Annotated in this window: 33 protein-coding genes; 1 reads left to right on the top strand and 32 read right to left on the bottom strand. The window is 62.6% G+C overall.

The genetic code is table 11. The features are described from left to right. Nucleotides 1-174 precede the first annotated feature (174 nt). The 20 genes from rplQ to rpmC form a co-directional block, all read right to left on the bottom strand. Nucleotides 175-594 (bottom strand): 50S ribosomal protein L17, encoded by a 420-nt coding sequence (gene rplQ, locus HCZ97_RS02260; RefSeq protein WP_167687043.1) that lies wholly within the window; start codon nucleotides 592-594, stop codon nucleotides 175-177. Between the two features lie 371 nt (nucleotides 595-965). Beyond that, a complete protein-coding gene (locus tag HCZ97_RS02255) occupies nucleotides 966-1,982 on the bottom strand; it encodes a DNA-directed RNA polymerase subunit alpha (protein WP_167687042.1) in 1,017 nt (338 codons plus the stop codon). Nucleotides 1,983-2,097: 115 nt separating this feature from the next. Further along, a complete protein-coding gene (rpsK, locus tag HCZ97_RS02250) occupies nucleotides 2,098-2,490 on the bottom strand; it encodes a 30S ribosomal protein S11 (RefSeq protein ID WP_097145506.1) in 393 nt (130 codons plus the stop codon). 15 nt (nucleotides 2,491-2,505) lie between these two features. Continuing rightward, nucleotides 2,506-2,874: a 30S ribosomal protein S13 gene (gene rpsM / locus HCZ97_RS02245; protein ID WP_167687041.1), complete on the bottom strand. Its 369-nt coding sequence runs from the start codon at nucleotides 2,872-2,874 to the stop codon at nucleotides 2,506-2,508. Between the two features lie 379 nt (nucleotides 2,875-3,253). Further along, on the bottom strand, nucleotides 3,254-3,829 hold the full coding sequence (locus HCZ97_RS02240; protein WP_167687040.1) for an adenylate kinase: 576 nt from the start codon (nucleotides 3,827-3,829) through the stop codon (nucleotides 3,254-3,256). Continuing rightward, entirely contained in the window at nucleotides 3,826-5,190 is a 1,365-nt protein-coding gene (gene secY, locus HCZ97_RS02235; RefSeq protein WP_167687039.1) for a preprotein translocase subunit SecY, read from the bottom strand. Before secY ends, HCZ97_RS02240 begins: the two co-directional genes overlap by 4 nt. Before the next feature lie 106 nt (nucleotides 5,191-5,296). Then, the gene (gene rplO / locus HCZ97_RS02230; protein ID WP_167687038.1) at nucleotides 5,297-5,767 is read right to left on the bottom strand and encodes a 50S ribosomal protein L15; all 471 of its coding nucleotides are present in this window, start codon (nucleotides 5,765-5,767) and stop codon (nucleotides 5,297-5,299) included. A 249-nt stretch (nucleotides 5,768-6,016) separates the two neighbouring features. Next, nucleotides 6,017-6,259 carry a hypothetical protein gene (locus tag HCZ97_RS02225; RefSeq protein WP_167687037.1) on the bottom strand — a complete coding sequence of 81 codons (243 nt, stop codon included), beginning with the start codon at nucleotides 6,257-6,259 and terminating at the stop codon, nucleotides 6,017-6,019. Nucleotides 6,260-6,410: 151 nt separating this feature from the next. Continuing rightward, the gene (locus HCZ97_RS02220; RefSeq protein WP_167687036.1) at nucleotides 6,411-6,938 is read right to left on the bottom strand and encodes a hypothetical protein; all 528 of its coding nucleotides are present in this window, start codon (nucleotides 6,936-6,938) and stop codon (nucleotides 6,411-6,413) included. 157 nt (nucleotides 6,939-7,095) lie between these two features. Beyond that, on the bottom strand, nucleotides 7,096-7,281 hold the full coding sequence (rpmD, locus tag HCZ97_RS02215) for a 50S ribosomal protein L30 (RefSeq protein ID WP_167687035.1): 186 nt from the start codon (nucleotides 7,279-7,281) through the stop codon (nucleotides 7,096-7,098). Between the two features lie 12 nt (nucleotides 7,282-7,293). Continuing rightward, on the bottom strand, nucleotides 7,294-7,866 hold the full coding sequence (gene rpsE / locus HCZ97_RS02210; protein WP_167687034.1) for a 30S ribosomal protein S5: 573 nt from the start codon (nucleotides 7,864-7,866) through the stop codon (nucleotides 7,294-7,296). Nucleotides 7,867-8,087: 221 nt separating this feature from the next. Then, the gene (gene rplR / locus HCZ97_RS02205) at nucleotides 8,088-8,447 is read right to left on the bottom strand and encodes a 50S ribosomal protein L18 (protein WP_167687033.1); all 360 of its coding nucleotides are present in this window, start codon (nucleotides 8,445-8,447) and stop codon (nucleotides 8,088-8,090) included. 11 nt (nucleotides 8,448-8,458) lie between these two features. Next, a complete protein-coding gene (gene rplF / locus HCZ97_RS02200) occupies nucleotides 8,459-8,992 on the bottom strand; it encodes a 50S ribosomal protein L6 (RefSeq protein ID WP_167687032.1) in 534 nt (177 codons plus the stop codon). 11 nt (nucleotides 8,993-9,003) lie between these two features. Then, entirely contained in the window at nucleotides 9,004-9,396 is a 393-nt protein-coding gene (gene rpsH, locus HCZ97_RS02195; RefSeq protein WP_167687031.1) for a 30S ribosomal protein S8, read from the bottom strand. A 14-nt stretch (nucleotides 9,397-9,410) separates the two neighbouring features. Next, entirely contained in the window at nucleotides 9,411-9,716 is a 306-nt protein-coding gene (gene rpsN / locus HCZ97_RS02190; RefSeq protein WP_167687030.1) for a 30S ribosomal protein S14, read from the bottom strand. A gap of 21 nt (nucleotides 9,717-9,737) precedes the next feature. Then, the gene (gene rplE / locus HCZ97_RS02185; protein WP_167687029.1) at nucleotides 9,738-10,301 is read right to left on the bottom strand and encodes a 50S ribosomal protein L5; all 564 of its coding nucleotides are present in this window, start codon (nucleotides 10,299-10,301) and stop codon (nucleotides 9,738-9,740) included. Beyond that, a complete protein-coding gene (gene rplX / locus HCZ97_RS02180) occupies nucleotides 10,294-10,605 on the bottom strand; it encodes a 50S ribosomal protein L24 (RefSeq protein ID WP_167687028.1) in 312 nt (103 codons plus the stop codon). Before rplX ends, rplE begins: the two co-directional genes overlap by 8 nt. Then, on the bottom strand, nucleotides 10,605-10,973 hold the full coding sequence (gene rplN / locus HCZ97_RS02175; RefSeq protein ID WP_005621870.1) for a 50S ribosomal protein L14: 369 nt from the start codon (nucleotides 10,971-10,973) through the stop codon (nucleotides 10,605-10,607). The genes rplX and rplN overlap by 1 nt, the downstream gene beginning before the upstream one ends. Nucleotides 10,974-11,096: 123 nt before the next feature. Beyond that, entirely contained in the window at nucleotides 11,097-11,327 is a 231-nt protein-coding gene (gene rpsQ / locus HCZ97_RS02170; RefSeq protein WP_167687027.1) for a 30S ribosomal protein S17, read from the bottom strand. Nucleotides 11,328-11,339: 12 nt separating this feature from the next. Then, nucleotides 11,340-11,546: a 50S ribosomal protein L29 gene (gene rpmC, locus HCZ97_RS02165; RefSeq protein ID WP_167687026.1), complete on the bottom strand. Its 207-nt coding sequence runs from the start codon at nucleotides 11,544-11,546 to the stop codon at nucleotides 11,340-11,342. A gap of 296 nt (nucleotides 11,547-11,842) precedes the next feature. Here rpmC and HCZ97_RS02160 point away from each other — a divergent pair, with 296 nt between their 5' ends. Then, complete coding sequence (locus HCZ97_RS02160) at nucleotides 11,843-12,112, top strand: hypothetical protein (RefSeq protein WP_167687025.1); 270 nt, start codon at nucleotides 11,843-11,845, stop codon at nucleotides 12,110-12,112. A 131-nt stretch (nucleotides 12,113-12,243) separates the two neighbouring features. Here HCZ97_RS02160 and HCZ97_RS02155 read toward each other — a convergent pair whose 3' ends face one another. The 12 genes from HCZ97_RS02155 to rplC all read right to left on the bottom strand — a co-directional run bounded on the left by HCZ97_RS02155 (nucleotide 12,244) and on the right by rplC (nucleotide 19,709). Next, nucleotides 12,244-12,864 carry a 2OG-Fe(II) oxygenase family protein gene (locus HCZ97_RS02155; protein ID WP_167687024.1) on the bottom strand — a complete coding sequence of 207 codons (621 nt, stop codon included), beginning with the start codon at nucleotides 12,862-12,864 and terminating at the stop codon, nucleotides 12,244-12,246. A gap of 93 nt (nucleotides 12,865-12,957) precedes the next feature. Beyond that, nucleotides 12,958-13,236: a hypothetical protein gene (locus HCZ97_RS02150; protein WP_167687023.1), complete on the bottom strand. Its 279-nt coding sequence runs from the start codon at nucleotides 13,234-13,236 to the stop codon at nucleotides 12,958-12,960. A gap of 101 nt (nucleotides 13,237-13,337) precedes the next feature. Next, a complete protein-coding gene (gene rplP, locus HCZ97_RS02145; RefSeq protein WP_167687022.1) occupies nucleotides 13,338-13,751 on the bottom strand; it encodes a 50S ribosomal protein L16 in 414 nt (137 codons plus the stop codon). 12 nt (nucleotides 13,752-13,763) lie between these two features. Continuing rightward, nucleotides 13,764-14,486, bottom strand: a complete 723-nt coding sequence (rpsC, locus tag HCZ97_RS02140) for a 30S ribosomal protein S3 (RefSeq protein WP_167687021.1) — start codon at nucleotides 14,484-14,486, stop codon at nucleotides 13,764-13,766. Further along, nucleotides 14,486-14,866, bottom strand: coding sequence for a 50S ribosomal protein L22 (gene rplV / locus HCZ97_RS02135; RefSeq protein WP_167687020.1), 381 nt, complete (start codon nucleotides 14,864-14,866; stop codon nucleotides 14,486-14,488). The genes rpsC and rplV overlap by 1 nt, the downstream gene beginning before the upstream one ends. A gap of 3 nt (nucleotides 14,867-14,869) precedes the next feature. Then, nucleotides 14,870-15,148, bottom strand: coding sequence for a 30S ribosomal protein S19 (gene rpsS, locus HCZ97_RS02130; protein WP_008281873.1), 279 nt, complete (start codon nucleotides 15,146-15,148; stop codon nucleotides 14,870-14,872). Between the two features lie 3 nt (nucleotides 15,149-15,151). Continuing rightward, complete coding sequence (gene rplB, locus HCZ97_RS02125) at nucleotides 15,152-15,991, bottom strand: 50S ribosomal protein L2 (protein ID WP_167687019.1); 840 nt, start codon at nucleotides 15,989-15,991, stop codon at nucleotides 15,152-15,154. 278 nt (nucleotides 15,992-16,269) lie between these two features. Next, nucleotides 16,270-17,034: an SDR family NAD(P)-dependent oxidoreductase gene (locus tag HCZ97_RS02120; RefSeq protein ID WP_167687018.1), complete on the bottom strand. Its 765-nt coding sequence runs from the start codon at nucleotides 17,032-17,034 to the stop codon at nucleotides 16,270-16,272. A 137-nt stretch (nucleotides 17,035-17,171) separates the two neighbouring features. Further along, nucleotides 17,172-17,852, bottom strand: coding sequence for a spermidine synthase (locus HCZ97_RS02115; RefSeq protein ID WP_167687017.1), 681 nt, complete (start codon nucleotides 17,850-17,852; stop codon nucleotides 17,172-17,174). Nucleotides 17,853-17,959: 107 nt separating this feature from the next. Beyond that, nucleotides 17,960-18,256, bottom strand: a complete 297-nt coding sequence (locus tag HCZ97_RS02110) for a 50S ribosomal protein L23 (RefSeq protein ID WP_167687016.1) — start codon at nucleotides 18,254-18,256, stop codon at nucleotides 17,960-17,962. Further along, nucleotides 18,253-18,870 carry a 50S ribosomal protein L4 gene (rplD, locus tag HCZ97_RS02105; protein WP_167687015.1) on the bottom strand — a complete coding sequence of 206 codons (618 nt, stop codon included), beginning with the start codon at nucleotides 18,868-18,870 and terminating at the stop codon, nucleotides 18,253-18,255. The genes HCZ97_RS02110 and rplD overlap by 4 nt, the downstream gene beginning before the upstream one ends. Then, the gene (gene rplC / locus HCZ97_RS02100) at nucleotides 18,867-19,709 is read right to left on the bottom strand and encodes a 50S ribosomal protein L3 (RefSeq protein ID WP_167687014.1); all 843 of its coding nucleotides are present in this window, start codon (nucleotides 19,707-19,709) and stop codon (nucleotides 18,867-18,869) included. Before rplC ends, rplD begins: the two co-directional genes overlap by 4 nt. Between the last annotated feature and the right edge of the window lie 13 nt (nucleotides 19,710-19,722).

The following is a 19,722-nucleotide window of genomic DNA, read 5'->3' as shown; positions in this document are numbered from 1 at the left end:
AGGACGGGGCGAAGAAAAGATTGCTGCATGAGGCCTTTCCCGGAATTGGAGGCGCTTCGAACATATGCGAAGCCGCTGGGGGGAAAGCAAGCGCTTGGGGGCGGAAACGCAAGACCCCCGGCCTTCAAAAGACCGGGGGTCGAAATCAATCGCGCGTGAGCGAGAAGCGGAAGATCAGTCTTCCAGGGCTTCTTCGGCTTCAACGCGGGCCTTGTCGGCAGCGCCCTTGGCGTCCAGGTCGCGGTCGACGAATTCGATGATCGCCATGGGCGCCATGTCACCGTAGCGGAAGCCAGCTTTCATGATGCGGATGTAGCCACCCTGACGTTCGGCGTAGCGCGGGCCGAGCACTTCGAAGAGCTTGGCAACCAGGGCGTCCTGCTTGAGCTTGGACGCGGCCTGACGGCGGGCGTGGATGTCGCCGCGCTTAGCGAGGGTGATCAGCTTTTCAACGATCGGACGCAGTTCCTTCGCCTTGGGAAGGGTGGTCTTGATCTGTTCGTGCTCGATGAGCGAGCCAGCCATGTTCGCGAAGAGCGCCTTGCGGTGCTCATGGGTGCGGTTCAGGCGGCGGTAGCCTTTTGCGTGACGCATATGTCTTACTCCGAAATGCCCTCTACGGGCGGTTTTGCTTTGTCCGGCGGCCCTGCGTGGGGGACGCTCTCCTTGGGGCGGAATGCCCAGTCTGGTGGCCGGGCTGATAGCCCGGAAATGCACGTCGGTGCAACGTCTGTTTTACGTCGGTATCACATCGGTATTACGTCGGTGCGCTCCGCCCGGTGGGGGTAAGAAACCCTTAACCGTTTGGAGGGTGGGAGGGGGCCCATTCCGGGGTCCCCTCCGCGGGTCTTTCACTGTCCGTCTGGCGGCAAGGTGGGCTTCACCCACCCTGCGCAATCTTCAGCGGCCGCGCCGGTTTTCCATTGGGCGGGGAGACCCCACCGTACCGGCTACGACCCAAAAGCTCAGAAGTGGTCTTCGAACTTCTTGGCCAGGTCTTCGATGTTGTCTGGCGGCCAGTCCTCGACATCCATGCCGAGGTGCAGGCCCATGCCGGACAGCACTTCCTTGATCTCGTTGAGCGACTTCCGGCCAAAGTTGGGAGTGCGCAGCATCTCCGCTTCGGTCTTCTGGATGAGATCGCCGATGTAGACGATGTTGTCGTTCTTGAGGCAGTTCGCGGAGCGCACGGAAAGCTCGAGTTCGTCGACCTTCTTGAGCAGCAGCGGGTTGAATTCCAGCCCGTCGTCGTCGTCCTGGCGGGAGGCGCTTTCCGGCTCTTCGAAGTTCACGAAGATGGAGAGCTGGTCCTGCAGGATCCGCGCGGCATAGGCCACGGCGTCATCCGGAGAGACGGAACCGTCGGTTTCAACCTTCAGCGTCAGCTTGTCGTAGTCGAGCACCTGGCCCTCACGGGTCGGCTGCACGTCATAGGACACCTTCTTGATCGGCGAGTAGATCGCGTCGATCGGGATCAGGCCAATGGGAGCATCTTCCGGCTTGTTCTTGTCAGCCGCCACATAGCCCTTGCCGGTGTTGACCGTCAGTTCCATGTAGAGATCCGCGCCCTCATCGAGGTGGCAGATCACGTGATCCTTGTTCAGCACTTCGATGCCGGCGGTTTCCGCGATATCGGCAGCGGAGACGGCACCCGGACCCTTGGCAGAGATCGACAGGCGCTTGGGCCCTTCGACGTCCATCTTCAGGGAGACACCCTTGAGGTTCAGGATGATGTCGGTCACGTCTTCACGAACACCGGCCACGGAGGAAAACTCGTGCAGCACGTTGTCGATCTGAACGCTGGTGATGGCGGCGCCCTGAAGCGAGGACATCAGGATGCGGCGCAGCGCGTTGCCCAGCGTCAGGCCGAAGCCACGCTCCAGCGGTTCCGCGACGACGGTCGCCAGACGCATCGGGTCATTGCCCGGCTTTACGTCAAGCTGCGTCGGTTTGATTAGTTCGGCCCAGTTCTTGTGGATCATGCGTCCCTCCATGCTTGCCCTGTCCCCATGATCGAAAGGTCAGGACTCCCGAGGTTAAAATGACGAAATGGAGGCCGCGCGCAATCGCGCGGCCTCCAGAAAAAACCGTTCCGGATCAGACGCGACGACGCTTCGGCGGACGGCAACCGTTGTGTGCGATCGGGGTCACATCACGGATCGAGGTGATGTTGAAGCCGACGGCAGCCAGAGCACGCAGAGCCGATTCACGACCGGAGCCGGGGCCCTGGACTTCGACTTCCAGCGTTTTCACGCCGTGTTCCTGCGCCTTCTTGCCGGCGTCTTCGGCAGCCATCTGGGCGGCGTAGGGGGTCGATTTCCGCGAACCCTTGAAGCCCATGGTCCCTGCGGAGGACCAGGAGATGGCGTTGCCCTGAACGTCGGAGATCAGGATTTTGGTGTTGTTGAAGCTGGAGTTCACATGTGCGACGCCAGCTGCGATGTTCTTGGAGACCTTTTTCTTGGCCCCACGACGGGTATCACGTGCCATATCTGTGCGCTCCCCTTACTTCTTCTTGCCGGCAATGGCCTTTGCGGGGCCTTTGCGGGTACGAGCATTGGTATGGGTACGCTGACCGCGGACCGGCAGGTTGCGACGGTGACGCAGGCCACGGTAGCAGCCGAGGTCCATCAGGCGCTTGATGTTCATCTGCGTCTCACGGCGCAGGTCGCCTTCAACGGTGAAGTTCGCGTCGATGTGTTCGCGGATGGCGAGCACTTCGGCGTCGGACAGTTCGTTGACGCGGCGGGTTGCATCGATGTTCACGGCTTCGCAGATGCTTTTCGCGGAAGCCGGACCGATGCCGGTGATGTAGGTGAGGGCGATGGGTACCCGCTTTGCAGTCGGGATGTTAACGCCGGCAATACGTGCCAATGATCTCTTTCCTCTTGTTGCGGTTCCGTAACTCCAGAACCTTTTTTCACAACACATGGCCCGAGGCATCAGCCAGCGGGCCAGGGTCGTATTCGGCGGATTCGAAGGGGGACGATGGAATCGGCGTCCCTCCGAGATAGGGCTGGGTATGGGGGATCGCCCGTGAGGTCAACCCCATTTCAATAACTCAGTGCCCTGACGGGTACACTCGCCTTTCGCGGGATACAAGGGGCGATTGTTCGCATGTGGCGCGAAGGCGCGGAGTGTTGCCCCGTGCCCCCCCTGCTCTGCTCTGCGAGCGGGCCGGGCCGCGCCCCCTGAAACGGAAAACGGCGCCCGGGGGCGCCGCTTTCAACAAGACATTGGCCGTCCAGGCGGATCAGTCGAGGATCGCGCCGATGGAGGCCTTGACGACCTTCATCTCTGCCAGGCCGTCGACGCGCTTGAGCTTGCCCTTGGCGTGGTAGTAGCCCAGCAGCGGCGAGGTCTTCTTGTAGTATTCCATCAGACGGGTCTTCAGGCTTTCCTCGTTATCGTCGGCGCGCACGGGCTGGCCGGCTGCAGCCGCCTCCCTGGCGCGGTTGACGATACGTTCCACCAGGACCTCGTCGCGGACGCGCAGCTCGACGGCGCAGGCCAGGGTCTGGCCCATTTCCTTCATCAGGTCTTCCAGCGCGTCGGCCTGGGCCAGCGTGCGGGGGAAGCCGTCGAAGATGAAGCCGCCATCGGGGTTGGCTTCCATCTGCTCGCGGATCAGGCCAATCACGATCTCATCCGTGACAAGCTCACCGGCGTCCATGACGGCCGCGACCTTGTTGCCCATTTCCGTGCCCGAGGTCCGCGCGGCGCGCAGCATGTCCCCGGTGGACAGCTGGATCATCCCGCGCTCTTCCACAAGCATTTTCGCCTGGGTGCCCTTGCCGGCCCCCGGCGGTCCAAGAAGAATAATGTTCATCGGCGTGCTGCCCCTCTCCCTTTGCGGCGTTGTTTTCCCTTACCGCGCAGCTGCGATTTCTCGATCAGCCCTTCGTATTGATGCGCCAGAAGATGCGATTGCACCTGCTGAATCGTGTCCATCGTCACGGAGACCACAATAAGGACAGACGTGCCACCAAAATAGAAGGGAATCGCGAACTGCGACCTTAGGACCTCTGGGAGGAGGCAGACGGCTGCCAGGTAGGCAGAGCCCAGGACCAGGACGCGGTTGACCACGTACTCGAGATAGGCGGCAGTCTTCTGGCCCGGACGGATGCCCGGAACGAAGCCGTTCTGGTTCTTCAGGTTGTCAGCCACATCGTCGGTCTTGAAGGCGACGTTGTGGGTGTAGAAGTAGGCGAAAAAGACGATCATGCCGACGAAGAACAGCATGTAGAGCGGCTGGCCGGGGCCGAAGTAGGCCAGCACGGTCGACATGATCGGCCCGGTATCGGAGCCCGAGAAAGTCGAGAGCGTGGCCGGCAGCAGCAGCAGCGAGGAGGCGAAGATCGCCGGGATCACGCCCGCCGGGTTCACCTTGATCGGCAGGTGGCTGGAGCCGCCGTCGTAGACCTTCATGCCCACCTGGCGGCGGGGGTACTGGATATGGATCTTGCGTAGTGCGCGTTCCATGAAGACCACAAAGGCGATCACGGCCACCACCATGATGATGACCCCCACGATCACCGCCGGGGAAATCGCGCCGGAGCGGCCCGAGGCGAAGAACTGTGCCAGGGCTGCGGGGATTTCCGCGATGATGCCGACGAAGATGATCAGCGAGATGCCGTTGCCGACGCCGCGCGCGGTGATCTGTTCGCCCAGCCACATCATGAACATCGTGCCGCCCACCAGGGTGATCACGCATTCGATGCGGAAGAAGATACCGGGATCGGAGACAAGGTCCCCCGCTTCCAGGGACACGGCCAGGCCATAGGCCTGCAGCGTGGCCAGCAGCACCGTGCCGTAGCGGGTGTACTGGTTCATCTTCTTACGGCCCTGCTCGCCCTCTTTCTTGAGTTGCTCGAGCGCGGGAACCATGGCGCCCATCAGCTGGACGATAATGGAGGCGGAGATGTAGGGCATGATGCCGAGGGCAAAGATACCCATCCGGCCAAGCGCGCCACCCGTGAACATGGAGAGCATGCCGCCGATGCCCTGGCCCGCCCCTTCCATGAACTGGCGCAGCGCGGTGCCGTCAATGCCGGGAACCGGGATATAGGTGCCCAGGCGGCAGATGATCAGCAGCGCGATGGTGAAGAGGATCCGGTTACGGAGATCCTTCGCCTTGCTGAGCGCGCCCCATGACGTGTTGGCCGCCATCTGTTCTGCTGCAGATACCATAAGGCTCTCTCTTATGTAGGAACGCCGCCAGGGCCGTTTCCCGGCTCAGGCGGCGTGTCTGGAAAACTCGTAGGATATGTAAGCGGCGCAAGCGCCGCCCACAACCTTATTCCGCGGCGGCTGCTGCCACCTTGAGCGACCCGCCTGCCTTCTCGACAGCTTCGACAGCTGCCTTCGAGGCGCCGGTCACTTCGAGGGCCAGCTTGGAGGTCACGTCACCCTTTGCCAGGATGCGGACACCGTCCAGCTTGCGGCGCACCAGGCCGGAGGCCACGAGCACGTCTTCGGTGATCGGTGCGGAGACGTCGATTTTCTTGGCTTCGACGAATTTCTCGATCATGCCCAGGTTGACGACTGCGAATTTCTTGCGGTTCGGCTTGTTGAAGCCACGCTTGGGCAGGCGTTGGTAGAGGGGCATCTGGCCGCCTTCGTAGCCGGCAATCGCCACGCCCGAACGGGATTTCTGACCCTTGATACCACGGCCACCCATCTTACCCTTGCCGGAGCCGGGGCCGCGACCAACGCGTTTTTTCTTGGTGGTTGCACCGGGATTGTCGTGCAGTTCGTTCAGTTTCATCTTGCTTCTCCTTGCCGGAAACACCCCGCGAAGCTGATGGGGCGGACTCGGCTTTTCTTGGTTTTGATTCCGTGTGCCCAATGGGCCACCGGGGGCGTATAGAGCTTGCCGCCCTGCGATGCAAGGGCAGCGCCGCCCCCCTGATGCGGCTGCGACAACCGGGGCTTGCGCCGCCCGCTTGGTTGCACGTCCCCGTGAGCGCCCTGCCGCGGTGTCAGCCCCGAAAGCGGGGCGCGCGGGCAGCCCGGCCTAGCAGGAAATGCCAACCCCAAGGCCGCCGACACCCCCGCCGATCCCGATATGGAAGGGGCTGGGGTTGTTGCAGACAGAGACGCCCACGCCGGCGCTTGGGCGCACGCCATCCGGGCCGACCTGCACCCCTACCCCGCCGGAGACCCTGGGGTCGCTGCGCAGCACCTCCTGCCCTTCCGGGCGGGGAGCGCAGGCGGCAAGGCCGACAAGAAGCATGAGGGGGATTGAGAACCGGAGCACGCGCTTATTCCTTGAGATGACAGGCCAAGCGTCCGCGATCCGCGCCACCGGGTCAAGACGGCAGTCGCCGGGGGCCAATCGCGCGCCGGAACACGCCCGTAAGCGCCCCGCCCTGCGGGCCGGGGCTTGGCTCTGGATCAGGCGGGCAGGATCAGGGGCGGGTCGACGCGGAAGCGTCGGCCGGATCGCGCGACGGGTTCCGGCAGTCATTGCAGAGCACCACTTTGCGGGGCAGGTCGCGCGGCCTGGGCAGCGCCGGGAAGCGGCGCCAGTGCCACCCCTTGAGCGCGACACGGCTGCATTGGCCACAGATCCGGACCGCGCTTTCCCCGGGGGGCAGCCTGATGGATGTGCAGGCCAGGGCCTCGGCCAGCGGTTCGTGATCGACCACCAGGATGCCATCCGATTTCGGCGTCACGATCATGCGGTAATACCGCAGCAGGCCCGGCGCATCACAGCGGTAATCCAGCGTGGCGGCCTGCCCGGTATCGCGGCTGAGTTGAAAGACCTGCCGCAGGAAGCCGGACATCGCCGGATCCGAGATGAAGCGCCAGAGGCTGTGGTCCAGCACATTGGAGCTGGCATCATCGGGGCCGCCGTTTTCCCACGACATGCGGTTCCACGCTCCCCCGAGCGCCACCACGCGATCTTCGGCATCCAGCCGGTAACTTAGCGGCATCTGCCTCTCCTCCCCTGGAAAAATGGCCAGAGTTGCTCCCCATCGGGAATAATGCAGAAGCAGGGGGCGGGAAGACAAACGAAAAACGCCCCGATCCTGGGACCGGGGCGTCTTGAGTTATCAGGTCGGTTACCCCGGCTGGGGCGACGTCACTGGATCACTCTTTTTCTTCGATGATCTCGACCAGGTGAGGGATCGATTTCACCATGCCGCGCACGGAAGGGGTGTCTTCCAGTTCGCGGGTCTTGTGCATCTTGTTCAGGCCCAGGCCGATCAGCGTTTGACGCTGCTTGGCGGGGCGACGGATCGGGGAACCGATCTGTTTGACGACGATGGTTGCCATGTTTGTGACTCCTTACGCCTCTTCTGCGACCTGGCTCGACTCGGCCGGGGCCTCGTTACGAGCGGGCAGAATGTCAGCCACTTTCTTGCCGCGACGTTGGGCGACGGAACGCGGCGAAGCCACTTTCTGCAGACCTTCGAGCGTGGCGCGGATCATGTTGTAGGGGTTTTGCGACCCGACAGACTTTGCAACGACGTCCTGGACGCCGAGCATTTCGAAGACGGCACGCATCGGACCACCTGCGATGATCCCGGTACCTTGCGGAGCGGTCCGCATGACCACTTTACCGGCGCCGTGACGGCCTTCGATATCGTGGTGCAGGGTGCGGCCTTCGCGCAGGGGAACGCGGATCATCTGGCGCTTGGCTTGCTCGGTGGCTTTGCGAATGGCCTCGGGGACCTCTTTCGCCTTGCCTTTGCCGAAGCCGACGCGGCCCTTCTGGTCACCAACGACGACAAGCGCGGCGAAGCCGAAACGCTTACCGCCTTTGACGGTCTTGGACACACGATTGATCGCAACCAGGCGATCTGCAAACTCCGGAGATTCGTCGCGGTCGCGGCGGCCCCGGTTGTCATCTCTTGCCATGAGGCAATTCCTTTTCACTTCAGGGCGTGTCCGTTGACCGCCCGGTTTTTCCAACCCAGGTGAGGCGCACTGACGTAAGCGGCGTCTCCCGGATCATCGGGGCGCGATGGGCGCCCTCTCTCTCAGGGTGGGGCGAACCCCACCTTTGGCCGGCACGGTGGGTTTGCACCCACCCTACGCGGCGGAAACGTCACGGCGGACCCGAAGGCCCGCCGCCACGATCAGAGTTTCAGACCGCCTTCGCGGGCTGCATCTGCCAGGGCCTTGACCTTGCCGTGGTAGAGGAAACCACCACGGTCGAAATAGGCCTCTTCCACACCGGCTTTCTTTGCGCGTTCGGCGATCGCGGCGCCCACTTTCTGGGCCGCCTCGAGGTTGTTCTTGCCGATTACGCCCAGGTCCGCTTCCAGGGTGGAGGCGGATGCCAGTGTGACACCCTGCACATCGTCGATCAGCTGGACGCTGATGTTCTTGTTCGAACGATGTACCGACAGACGCACACGGCCGGCGTTGACCGCGCGCAGTTTGTTCCGAACGCGCAGGCGGCGTTTCAGGAACAGATCCCTTTTGCTTTTTGCCATTTTCGCGTTCCTTACTTCTTCTTGCCTTCCTTACGGAAGATGAACTCGCCTTTGTACTTGATGCCCTTGCCCTTGTAGGGCTCCGGCTTCCGCCATTCGCGAATGTTTGCCGCGACCTGGCCGACGAGTTGCAGATCCGTACCCTCGATGATGACTTCCGTCGGCTTGGGGGTCGTCACGGTGACGCCCTCCGGAACCGGGAAGTTCACCTCGTGGGAGAGACCGAGGTTAAGCTTCAGGATGTTGCCCTGAGCCTGAGCGCGGTAACCCACACCCGTGATCTCGAGCTCTTTCTTGAAGCCGGTGGAGACACCGGTCACCAGGTTGGCCACCACAGTGCGGGACATGCCCCACTGTTGCAGCGCCCGCTTGGACGAGCCGCGGGGGCTCACCGTGACGGTGTTGTCTTCCAGGACGATGTTGACATCGTCGGTGGCGGTGAAGCTGTGGGTCCCTTTCGGGCCCTTCACTTCGACGGTCTGGCCGGACACGCTGGCAGTAACGCCAGAGGGCAGCTCGACCGGTTTCTTACCAATACGAGACATTCCAGACCTCCTTAGAAGACGGTGCAGAGAACTTCGCCGCCAACATTCTGGCTACGAGCTGCTGCATCCGACATCACGCCCTTGGACGTGGAGACAATCGACACACCCAGGCCCTGACGGACCTGCGGGATGTCATCACGGCCCATGTAAACGCGACGGCCGGGCGTGGAAACACGCTTCAGTTCGCGAATGACAGGGGTGCCTTCGTAGTACTTGAGGCTGATTTCAAGGGTCGGGTGACCGTTGGCATCAGTGCCCTTTTCGTAGCCGCGGATGTACCCTTCGTCCGCCAGCACATCCAGGACCCATGCGCGCAGCTTGGAAGCCGGCGTGGAGACCACGGATTTGCCGCGCATCTGAGAGTTACGGATACGGGTGAGCATATCGCCGATAGGATCGTTCATTATCTATGCCCTCCTTACCAGCTGGACTTCACGAGACCGGGGATCTGGCCATTCGAGCCCAGTTCCCGCAGCATGATCCGCGACACCTTCAGCTTACGGTAGTAAGCGTGGGGACGGCCGGTCAGCTGACAACGGTTGTGCAGCCGGGTAGCCGAGCTGTTGCGCGGCAGTTTCGCCAGCTTCAGGGAGGCGCGGAAACGCTCTTCCATCGGCTTCTCTTGGTCGTAGATGATCTCTTTCAGCGCGGCACGCTTCGCAGCGTACTGTTCCACCAGGTGCTGGCGTTTCTTTTCGCGCTCGATCATGGATTTCTTAGCCATTACTCAATCTCCCTCGCGCGATCAGCTGTTGAAAGGCATGTTGAATGCTTTCAACAGTGCCTTCGCTTCTGCGTCGGTGGCGGCGGTAGTGCCGATGACGATATCGAGACCCCAGACTTCATCGACCTTGTCGAAGTTGATCTCGGGGAAGACGATATGTTCCTTGATGCCCATGGCGTAGTTGCCACGGCCGTCAAACGATTTGCCCGAAACGCCGCGGAAGTCGCGGATACGGGGCATCGCGATCGTGATCAGACGATCAAGGAATTCGTACATGCGGTCGCCACGGAGAGTGACCTTGGCACCAAGAGGCATGTCTTCACGGACGCGGAAGCCAGCGATGGACTTCTTCGCCTTGGTGACGATGGCCTTCTGGCCGGCGATGGTGGTCAGGTCTTCCTGGGCCGATTTGGCTTTCTTGGAATCCCGGACCGCTTCAGCGCCGCAGCCGATGTTCAGAACGATCTTGTCCAGACGCGGGATCTGCATGTCGTTCTTGTAGCCGAACTCTTCTTTCAGAGCAGGCTTGATCGTTTCGGCGAAAGCCGTCCGCAGCCGCGGGGTGTAGTTTTCTGCATCAAGCATCGATCACGTCCCCCGTGGTTTTTGCGAAGCGGACTTTCTTGCCGTCTTCGGTCTTGAAGCCAACGCGGGTCGCTTTGCCGTTCGCATCGACGTAGGCCAGGTTCGACAGGGCGATGGGCATCGCCTTGGGAATGCGGCCGCCTTGCTGGGTTTGCGACTGGCGGGTTGCGCGGATGGCCATGTTCAGGCCTTCGACGACGGCCTTGCCGGATTTGGGGTCGACGGAAGCGATTGCGCCAGTCTTGCCCTTGTCCTTGCCGGTGAGCACGATGACCGTGTCGCCTTTTTTAAGTTTCGCAGCCATCAGAGCACCTCCGGAGCCAGCGAAATGATTTTCATGAAGTTCTTGGCGCGCAGCTCGCGAACAACCGGGCCGAAGATACGCGTACCGACGGGCTCATTGTTGTTGTTGAGGATGACGGCGGCGTTGCGATCGAAACGGATCGCGGTGCCGTCTTCACGACGAACTTCCTTGGCGGTGCGTACGACGACGGCCTTGCGGACGTCCCCTTTCTTAACGCGACCGCGCGGGATGGCTTCCTTCACGGAGACGACGATGATGTCGCCCACGCTAGCGTACTTACGCTTGGAACCACCCAGAACCTTGATGCACTGCACCCGGCGAGCGCCGGAGTTGTCAGCGACATCCAGATTGGTCTGCATCTGGATCATGTGGTTTTCTCCCGACCTTCGGGGTTGGCCCGGATGGGCGCCCCTCGGTTTCGATTGATCCGGTCAATGTTGCCCGGCTTTCACGGTAAAGGGCATGCGCCAGGCGCACACCCCGATGGCCGATCAGCTGGCGATCACTTCCCAGCGTTTCGTCTTCGATTTCGGTGCGCATTCCTGAATGCGGACCGTGTCACCTGTCTTGTAGGTGTTTGCCTCATCGTGAGCGCGATATTTCTTCGACTTACGAATGGTCTTCTTCAGAACCGGGTGCGTGAAACGACGTTCGACGGACACGGTGACGGTCTGAGCGTTCGCGTCGGAGGTCACGACGCCTTGAAGGATACGTTTGGGCATCTGGGTCTTCCCTTATTCCGAAGCCGCTGCAGAAGCAGCTTTTTCATTCAGCACGGTGAGAACGCGGGCGGCCTGACGGCGCGCGGCACGCATCTGTGCGGGGTTTTCCAGTTGGCCAGTGGCTTGCTGAAAGCGCAGGTTGAACTGTGCTTTCTTCAGCTCTGCCAGCTCTTCCTTGAGCTGGTCAGGCGTCTTGTCGCGGAGCTCTTGAATGCTCATCGCTTACCTTTCCTTCCTAGCACCGGCGGGCCCTGTGAGGGGTAACCCGCGAATCCGGTGGGTTATGTCAGAACAATGAGCGCTGCCTATACGCCCCCAGCATGGTGATGACAAGCCCTTTCCCACAAGCCTTTCGCGCTTCGGCGCGACCGGGCGGCAGCCATGCCCCCGGTGCATCGGTCCGAAAGGAGGCGGGGGTCGGTTAACCCTGTCTTTACCCGCGGCTTGCAGCGCGCGGCCTTCAGCGGTCAGCTTGCGGCATCTGCCCTGATGAGAGCCGCCCCGTGAAACCTGCCATGCGCCCTTCCCTGCCCGCCCTGGTCCTTGCGGCCGCAACGCTGGCGGGCTGCGGTGCCCCGGAGGGCCCCCTGCCCGCGCATCACATCACCGTCCGGGCAGAGGACAGCGGCAAGAGGCTGTCGGGCCGCGCCGGACGCGCCTTCAGCAGCGCGGCGATCTACGACGTCCTGGACATGACCTGCGGCCCGGAGCGCCTGCCCTGGGGCCTGACGGTCACCGATGATGCAGAGGGCACGCGGAGCTACGCGGCGGACTGCGTGGAGTAAGGGGTTTGGGGGGCGAAGGCACCCAGACAAGTCGCCGGAGGGTGTACCGATCGGTGGAGGGCTCCGCCCGTTCGCAGCTCAAACGCTCCACAGGAGCGTTTGCCGGACCGTAAAACGGTCCGGACCGCTGCTCACTCCCACTTGTAGTTGAAGCTGACGGAGATGCGCTCTTCTTCGGCCATGTTCATCGGCACCTCGTGGCGCAGCCAGCTTTCCCAGAGCAGGATGTCCCCGACGGCGGGCTTTTCGTAGATGAAGCTCTTGAGCTCCTCTCGCACATCCCTGCGGCGCGTCGGGGCGGCCATCAGCATCGGCAGGCGGGGATCTTCCAGCTTCAGCGCGGAGGCGCCTTCGGGCATCGCCACGTAGGTCGTGCCCGAGATCACCGAATGCGGGTGGATGTGAGAGCCGTGTGTGCCGCCCTCCGGCAGGATGTTGATCCAGATGTCTTCCAGCTTCAGCTCCCGGTCGCCCAGGTCGAAACCGAGGTCCTCTGCGAAGGCCGCGACATGCTTGTCGATCAGCGCCACCAGGTCGCCGAAGATCGGGAAGCGCCAGGGCAGATCGGTCAGCGAGGCATAGGAGGTATAGCCGGGGTAGTCGTTTTCCTCGCACCATTCATTGCCGGCATCGTCGTCCTCGGCGATGGAATAGCAACTTTCAGCCAGTTCCGCGGGATCCGGGGCGGTGCCCAGTTCCGCAAGCGGCGCGCGGTAGAGACGGGTGACGAAGAGAGAACGGATATCGGCCATGGGTGGTCTCCTGCAGGAGGGGTTTGCCCGCTGGTAATCCAGGGACGGGACGAAGGGAACCGGGCAAATGCCCGCGCCTTTAGGCGATGAGCGTCAGCGGCTGCGGGAAAAGGCGAAAGCGCCAAGACCGGGCCTGGCCAGGCGGGCGCCAAGGCCGGTGCCCTTGCCGGTGTCGCTGCGGGTCAGATCGGGGCGCTGATCGCCCAAGGCCGCGGCATGCCCCTGCCGGGTCCAGGCGCTGTAGATCATCAGGCGCGCGCGGGCCTCTGCGGCCTCTTCATCCTCGGCATCCAGCACGACATTGACGGTGAACCGATCCCCCTGCGGCAGGGAAAAGCCGGAGCCGGTGAACTGCATCTTGTAACGGGGCAAGGAACCCTCCCGAAGGGTGCGTCAGAATTGGAAAAGCCCCCGCCGGCAAGGGCGGGGGCTTCTTGATCAGGTCCTGGCATCGCACGGGGCGATGCGCGGGATTACCAGTCTTCGCGGACGACGACGCGGGTCTTGATCGGCAGTTTCATGGAGGCAAGGCGCAGCGCTTCGCGTGCGACTTCCTCGGAAACACCGTCGATCTCGAACATCACGCGGCCCGGCTTGACCTTGGCGGCCCAGTAATCGACGGAACCTTTACCCTTACCCATCCGAACTTCGGTGGGCTTGGAGGTCACGGCAACATCCGGGAAGATCCGGATCCAGACACGGCCCTGACGCTTCATGTGGCGCGTCATGGCACGACGAGCAGCCTCGATCTGGCGTGCGGTAACACGCTCGGGCTGGACCGCTTTCAGGCCAAAGGTCCCGAAGTTCAGGTCGGAGCCGCCTTTGGCTTCGCCTTTGATCCGGCCCTTGAACTGCTTGCGGAACTTGGTGCGTTTCGGTTGAAGCATTTTTCTGTCTCCTTACCGGTCGCGATCACGGCGGCCGCCGCCGGCGCCGCGGGGTGCGGGACCGTCTTGCAGCTCTTGTGCCTTGCGATCACGCGCCGCGGGATCGTGCTCCATGATCTCGCCTTTGAAGATCCACACCTTGATCCCGATGATACCATAGGGGGTGGTGGCTTCGGCGTGAGCATAGTCGATGTCGGCGCGCAGGGTGTGCAGAGGCACACGGCCTTCGCGGTACCATTCGGTCCGGGCGATCTCAGCACCGCCAAGGCGGCCTGCGACGTTGACCCGGATACCCAGGGCACCCATGCGCATTGCGTTCTGCACGCCACGCTTCATGGCGCGACGGAAGGACACACGACGTTCGAGCTGTTGAGCGATGTTCTCTGCGACCAGCTGTGCGTCAAGCTCGGGCTTGCGGACCTCGACGATGTTGAGGTGCAGTTCCGAATCCGTCATGTTGGCGAGCTTCTTGCGAAGCACCTCGATGTCGGCGCCTTTCTTGCCGATGATCACGCCCGGACGCGCTGTGTGAATGGTCACACGGCACTTCTTGTGGGGGCGTTCGATGATCACGCGGGCAATACCGGCCTGCTTGCATTCGGTCTTGATGAACTCACGGATCTTGACGTCTTCCAGAAGAAGATCGCCGAAATCCTTGCTATCGGCGTACCAGCGCGAGTCCCAGGTGCGGTTGACCTGGAGGCGCATGCCGATCGGATTGACTTTCTGACCCATTAGGCTTGCTCCTCGACCTGACGCACCAGGATGGTGAGTTCCGAAAACGGCTTCATGATCTTGCCATAACGGCCACGTGCCCGCGGACGGCCACGTTTCATCACGAGGTTCTTGCCCACGTAAGCTTCGGCAACGACGAGTTCGTCGACGTCGAGCTGGTGGTTGTTCTCGGCGTTGGCGATCGCGGACTGCAGGCACTTCTTGACGTCCTGAGCGATCCGCTTCTTGGAGAAGGTCAGGTCCGTAAGGGCCTTGTCGACCTTCTTGCCGCGGATCATCGCAGCGACGAGGTTCAGTTTCTGCGGGCTGGTGCGAAGCATGCGGACTTTTGCCATAGCTTCGTTGTCAGCCACGCGGCGGGGGTTCTTTTCCTTGCCCATGACTTACTTCCGCTTCGCTTTTTTGTCCGCGGCGTGACCGTAATAGGTCCGCGTCGGGGAGTATTCACCGAACTTCTGACCGATCATGTCTTCCGAGACGTTGACAGGAATGTGCTTGTGGCCGTTGTACACACCGAACGTCAGACCCACGAATTGGGGCAGGATCGTCGAGCGACGCGACCAGATCTTGATAACTTCGTTACGACCGCTTTCGCGTGCCGCTTCGGCCTTCTTCAGGACGTAAGCGTCAACGAAGGGGCCTTTCCAAACAGAACGTGCCATAGATTAGCGACCCTTCTTCTTCGCGTGACGGCTACGGATGATGTACTTGTCCGTTGCCTTGTTCTTGCGGGTTTTCGCACCCTTGGTCGGCTTACCCCAGGGGGTAACCGGGTGGCGACCACCCGAAGTCCGGCCTTCACCACCACCATGGGGGTGGTCGATCGGGTTCATCACGACACCACGCACGGAGGGGCGGATGCCCTTGTGCCGCATGCGGCCCGCTTTACCGAAGTTCTGGTTGCTGTTGTCGGGGTTGGAAACCGCACCGACGGTGGCCAGGCATTCCTGACGAACCATGCGCAGTTCACCCGAGCTCAGCCGGATCTGGGCGTAACCACCGTCACGGCCGACGAACTGGGCGTAGGTGCCCGCGGCGCGTGCGATCTGGCCACCCTTGCCGGGCTTCAGCTCGATGTTGTGGACGATCGTCCCGATCGGCATGCCGGAGAAGGGCATTGCGTTGCCGGGCTTGATGTCGGCCTTCTGGGAGGAGACGACCTTGTCACCGACGCCCAGACGCTGCGGCGCCAGGATGTAGGCCTGTTCGCCATCGACATATTGGATCAGCGCGATGAAGGCGGTGCGGTTCGGGTCATATTCGATCCGCATCACGACGCCTTCGACGTCTTTCTTGTTCCGCTTGAAGTCAACGATCCGGTAGAGGCGTTTTGCCCCGCCACCACGGCGGCGCGACGTGATCCGTCCGGTGTTGTTCCGGCCGCCCGATTTCGTCAGACCCTCGGTGAGGGCTTTGACGGGGCGTCCTTTCCACAGCTCCGAACGGTCGATCAGCACCAGCCCGCGCTGGCCCGGCGTCGTCGGCTTATACGACTTAAGTGCCATGCTTTCTGTCTTCCGTTTAGCAAGCGCCGCCTTCGTTTGCCCCACCCTATCGCAGGGCTGCGGGGCACGTTGGGCGGCTATGTATTGGGTATTTGCCGGACGGTTGGAAGGCCCGTCGCTGACACACTACCCGAAGTTTAGGGCCCCGAAGGTCCCCGGCTCAACAAACACGAGACCCCGGAACGAATCCCGGGGCCACGTGATTGGGCGCGTATAGCAGGGGGTATGGGGGGTGGCAAGGGGGAGCGCCTCAAGTCGCGGCACCCCCCTTTTCCGCCTCAGACAGAGGTCGCGCCGCCGCCGCCGTCGATCCGGTAGTATGCGCCGGTGATGAAGCTGGCCTTGTCAGAGGCCAGGAAGAGCATCAGGTCCGCGATCTCGTCGGCCTCGGCGTAGCGGCCCAGGGGCACGGAGCTTTCGAAGGTCTCGCGCGGGTTCTCGGCGCCGTTGGCCGTGGCGCGCTCTTCGATCGAGCGCATCATCTGGGTGTCCACGCCCGAGGGGCAGACCGCGTTGACGCGGATGTTGTCACCCGCCGCTTCCAGCGCCACGGACTTGTTGATGCCGATGACCGCGTGCTTGGAGGCCACGTAGGCGCTCATGCCCGGCGCGCCCAGCAGGCCGCCGTTGGAGGCCGTGTTGACGATCGCCCCGCCGCCCTGGCTCTTCATCTGTGCCACCACGTGCTTCAGGCCCATGGCCACGCCGACCACGTTGATGTTGAGCACGTTGGTGTAGTTCTCGACCGTCTGGTGCTCGATGTTCTTGAACTCGCCGTTGATGCCAGCGTTGTTCACGAAGACGTCGATGCGGCCGAACTTTTCGACCGTCGCGTCGACATAGGCCTTAACGTCGGCTTCCTCTGCCACGTTGGCGGTCAGCAGCAGCGCCCCGTCCAGCCCCTCGGCGGCTTTCTCAAGCGCCTCCAGCTTCAGGTCGACCAGCGCCAGCTTGGCGCCTTGGGCTGCGAACTTGCGCGCGGCGGCGATGCCGATACCCCCGGCGGCGCCGGTGATGAGAACGACCTTATCCTTGAAATCCATGGGGCTACTCCTTCGGTTCTGCGGGTTGTCACCCGTTTCACCTTAGGTATGCCCTGGTCGTCCCGGCGCAATGTGCACAGGCGCATACCGGTCTTTGCCGCACGATCCCGTTACCCGGGAGGCGGCCGGTGCGTGCGCTACTGCCCCTTGCGCACAGCCGTCCAGACCGTGTGGCGGGAGCCGCGCTTGCTCCGCCCTGCCCTGACGCTTTCGACCTTCACGTCGAAATTCGCCCGCGCCAGGCGCTTGGTGAAGGGCTGGGAGGGATGCGCTGACCAGATTGCCAGCACGCCACGGGGCGTCAGCGCGCGGTGGGCGGCGGCCAGGCCGGCCTCTCCGTAAAGGGCGTCATTGCCGTCGCGGGTCAGCCCGTCCGGGCCGTTATCCACGTCCAGCAGGATGGCATCCCATTCGGCGGTCGCGCCGGCGATCTCCTGCACCACGTCGCCGGGGCGCAGCTCTACCCGCGGATCGGAGAGGCAATCCCCGAAGACCGCCGACATCTCGTCCCGCGCCCAGCCGATAAGCTCCGGCACGACCTCGGAGACGACCAGCACCGCATCGGCCGGCGCGACCTCCTGTGCGGCGCGCAGGGTGAAGCCCATGCCCAGCCCGCCGATCAGCACCCGGGGCGCGGACCGTGCGCCCAGGCGGTCGAAGGAGAGCGTGGAGAGCGCGATTTCAGAGCCACCAAGACGGCTGTTCATCAGCTCGTTCCCATCGCCCAACCGGATGGAATATTCCGTGCCGCGCCGGAACAAGCGCAGGATGTCGCCTTCGGGGGCGCGTGCGGTGGCCAGTTCTTCCCAGGGGATCATCATTGCCTCTTGGTCAAGGGGCCCTGCCCCGCAAAAAGGAAAGCCCCCCGCCGGTTGGCGGAGGGCTTTGAGACTTGCGTAGGGTGGGAGCGATCCCACCGCCACGATCAGAGACCGGTGGTCACGTCGATCGTGTTGCCCTCTTCAAGGGTCACATAGGCCTTCTTGACGTCTTTCCGCTTGCCGAGCTGACCGCGGAAACGCTTGACCTTGCCCTTGGTGACGGACGTGTTCACGGCCTTCACCTTGACGTTGAACAGGGCCTCGACGGCTTCCTTGATCTGCGGCTTGTTGGAGTCGATCGACACTTCGAAGACAACCGCGTTGGCTTCGGAAGCCATGGTCGCTTTTTCGGTGATGATCGGCTTGCGGATCACGTCGTAATGTTCTGCCTTGGCACTCATTTCAGGCGAGCCTCCAGAGCTTCGACACCTGCCTTGGTGAGCACCAGGGTGTCACGCTTCAGGATGTCATACACGTTTGCGCCCATGGAAGGCAGCACGTCCAGGCCGTCGATGTTGGCGGCGGCGCGGGCGAAGCCTTCGTTGACGGCAGCGCCGTCAATGATCAGAGCACGTTTCCAGCCCAGGTTCTTAACCTGCTTGGCCAGAGCTGCGGTCTTGCCGTCCGATTCCGCCGTGTCGATGATGACGAGCGAGCCGTCCTTCACCTTGGCAGACAGGGCGTGCTTCAGGCCGAGCTTGCGGAATTTCTTCGGCAGCTCGTGGCCGTGGGAACGCGGCGTCGGGCCCTTGTAGATACCACCGGAGCGGAAGATCGGTGCCTTGCGGGAGCCGTGACGTGCGCCGCCGGTGCCCTTCTGGCGATAGATCTTCTTGGTGGAATAGGACACCTCGGACTTGGTCAGGACCTTGTGGGTACCGGCCTGCGCCTTGTTGCGCTGCCAGCGAACCACGCGGTGCAGAATGTCCGCACGCGGCTCCAGGCCGAAGATCTCGTCGCCGAGATCGACGGAACCGGCGCTCGAGCCGTCCAGTTTGATCACGTCGAGTTTCATTCTTCGCCTTCCTTCTTCTCGGCTTCAATCGAAGCCTCGGCCTCTTTCAGAGCGGCCTCTTCAGCGGCGGCTGCTTCTGCTGCTGCTGCTTCTTCCGCTGCTGCGGCTTCTGCTGCGGCTGCTTCTGCGGCCTCGTCTGCAAGACGCTTGGCTTCTTCAGCGGCGGATTTCAGGGCTGCCGGCAGGATCGCGTTCTCGGGGAACGGTTTCTTGACGGCGTCCTTGACGGTCACCCAGCCACCTTTGGAGCCGGGAACGGCGCCCTTGATGAAGACCAGGCCACGCTCGCTGTCGGTCTTGACGACCTGCAGGTTCTGCGTGGTGACACGGACGGCACCCATGTGGCCGGCCATTTTCTTGCCCTTGAAGACCTTGCCCGGATCCTGACACTGACCGGTCGAACCGTGGGAACGGTGCGAGATCGACACGCCGTGAGAGGCGCGCAGGCCGCCGAAGTTGTGGCGTTTCATGCCACCGGCGAAGCCTTTACCGATCGAGGTGCCGGAGACGTCCACGAACTGACCTTCGAAGTAGTGATCGGCGGTGATTTCTTCACCGACGTTGATCAGGTTCTCCGGGTCGACGCGGAATTCCGCGACTTTCCGCTTGGGCTCCACCTTGGCCGCGGCGAAGTGACCGCGCATGGCCTGGGAGGTCCGCTTGGCCTTGGCCGTGCCGGCGCCCAGCTGGACGGCGGTGTAGCCATGATCGTCAGCAGTACGCTGAGCGACGACCTGAAGCTTGTCCATTTGCAGGACGGTGACGGGGATCTGCTTGCCGTCTTCCATGAAGAGGCGAGTCATACCCACTTTTTTTGCGATGATACCGGAACGCAGCATGTTCAGTTGCCTC

The sequence above is a fragment of the Pseudooceanicola sp. HF7 genome, assembly GCF_011806405.1.
Taxonomy (GTDB): domain Bacteria; phylum Pseudomonadota; class Alphaproteobacteria; order Rhodobacterales; family Rhodobacteraceae; genus Pseudooceanicola.
Note: the sequence above shows the minus strand (reverse complement) of the source record. Positions and strands in the feature narration are given on the sequence as shown.

Coding starts and splice junctions, on each gene's coding strand:
- rplQ (WP_167687043.1), bottom strand. CDS start 594: ATGCGTCACGCAAAAGGCTACCGCCGCCTGAACCGCACCCATGAGCAC.
- HCZ97_RS02255 (WP_167687042.1), bottom strand. CDS start 1,982: ATGATCCACAAGAACTGGGCCGAACTAATCAAACCGACGCAGCTTGAC.
- rpsK (WP_097145506.1), bottom strand. CDS start 2,490: ATGGCACGTGATACCCGTCGTGGGGCCAAGAAAAAGGTCTCCAAGAAC.
- HCZ97_RS02240 (WP_167687040.1), bottom strand. CDS start 3,829: ATGAACATTATTCTTCTTGGACCGCCGGGGGCCGGCAAGGGCACCCAG.
- secY (WP_167687039.1), bottom strand. CDS start 5,190: ATGGTATCTGCAGCAGAACAGATGGCGGCCAACACGTCATGGGGCGCG.
- rplO (WP_167687038.1), bottom strand. CDS start 5,767: ATGAAACTGAACGAACTGCACGACAATCCCGGTGCAACCACCAAGAAA.
- HCZ97_RS02220 (WP_167687036.1), bottom strand. CDS start 6,938: ATGCCGCTAAGTTACCGGCTGGATGCCGAAGATCGCGTGGTGGCGCTC.
- rpmD (WP_167687035.1), bottom strand. CDS start 7,281: ATGGCAACCATCGTCGTCAAACAGATCGGTTCCCCGATCCGTCGCCCC.
- rpsE (WP_167687034.1), bottom strand. CDS start 7,866: ATGGCAAGAGATGACAACCGGGGCCGCCGCGACCGCGACGAATCTCCG.
- rplR (WP_167687033.1), bottom strand. CDS start 8,447: ATGGCAAAAAGCAAAAGGGATCTGTTCCTGAAACGCCGCCTGCGCGTT.
- rplF (WP_167687032.1), bottom strand. CDS start 8,992: ATGTCTCGTATTGGTAAGAAACCGGTCGAGCTGCCCTCTGGCGTTACT.
- rpsH (WP_167687031.1), bottom strand. CDS start 9,396: ATGAACGATCCTATCGGCGATATGCTCACCCGTATCCGTAACTCTCAG.
- rpsN (WP_167687030.1), bottom strand. CDS start 9,716: ATGGCTAAGAAATCCATGATCGAGCGCGAAAAGAAACGCCAGCACCTG.
- rplE (WP_167687029.1), bottom strand. CDS start 10,301: ATGCTTGATGCAGAAAACTACACCCCGCGGCTGCGGACGGCTTTCGCC.
- rplX (WP_167687028.1), bottom strand. CDS start 10,605: ATGGCTGCGAAACTTAAAAAAGGCGACACGGTCATCGTGCTCACCGGC.
- rplN (WP_005621870.1), bottom strand. CDS start 10,973: ATGATCCAGATGCAGACCAATCTGGATGTCGCTGACAACTCCGGCGCT.
- rpsQ (WP_167687027.1), bottom strand. CDS start 11,327: ATGCCCAAACGTATCCTTCAAGGCGTCGTGACCTCCGACGCGAACGCT.
- rpmC (WP_167687026.1), bottom strand. CDS start 11,546: ATGAGCATTCAAGAGCTCCGCGACAAGACGCCTGACCAGCTCAAGGAA.
- HCZ97_RS02160 (WP_167687025.1), top strand. CDS start 11,843: ATGCGCCCTTCCCTGCCCGCCCTGGTCCTTGCGGCCGCAACGCTGGCG.
- HCZ97_RS02155 (WP_167687024.1), bottom strand. CDS start 12,864: ATGGCCGATATCCGTTCTCTCTTCGTCACCCGTCTCTACCGCGCGCCG.
- rplP (WP_167687022.1), bottom strand. CDS start 13,751: ATGCTTCAACCGAAACGCACCAAGTTCCGCAAGCAGTTCAAGGGCCGG.
- rpsC (WP_167687021.1), bottom strand. CDS start 14,486: ATGGGTCAGAAAGTCAATCCGATCGGCATGCGCCTCCAGGTCAACCGC.
- rplV (WP_167687020.1), bottom strand. CDS start 14,866: ATGGGCAAGGAAAAGAACCCCCGCCGCGTGGCTGACAACGAAGCTATG.
- rpsS (WP_008281873.1), bottom strand. CDS start 15,148: ATGGCACGTTCTGTTTGGAAAGGCCCCTTCGTTGACGCTTACGTCCTG.
- rplB (WP_167687019.1), bottom strand. CDS start 15,991: ATGGCACTTAAGTCGTATAAGCCGACGACGCCGGGCCAGCGCGGGCTG.
- HCZ97_RS02120 (WP_167687018.1), bottom strand. CDS start 17,034: ATGGATTTCAAGGATAAGGTCGTTCTCATCACCGGCGCCGCCGGGGGT.
- HCZ97_RS02115 (WP_167687017.1), bottom strand. CDS start 17,852: ATGATCCCCTGGGAAGAACTGGCCACCGCACGCGCCCCCGAAGGCGAC.
- HCZ97_RS02110 (WP_167687016.1), bottom strand. CDS start 18,256: ATGAGTGCCAAGGCAGAACATTACGACGTGATCCGCAAGCCGATCATC.
- rplD (WP_167687015.1), bottom strand. CDS start 18,870: ATGAAACTCGACGTGATCAAACTGGACGGCTCGAGCGCCGGTTCCGTC.
- rplC (WP_167687014.1), bottom strand. CDS start 19,709: ATGCTGCGTTCCGGTATCATCGCAAAAAAAGTGGGTATGACTCGCCTC.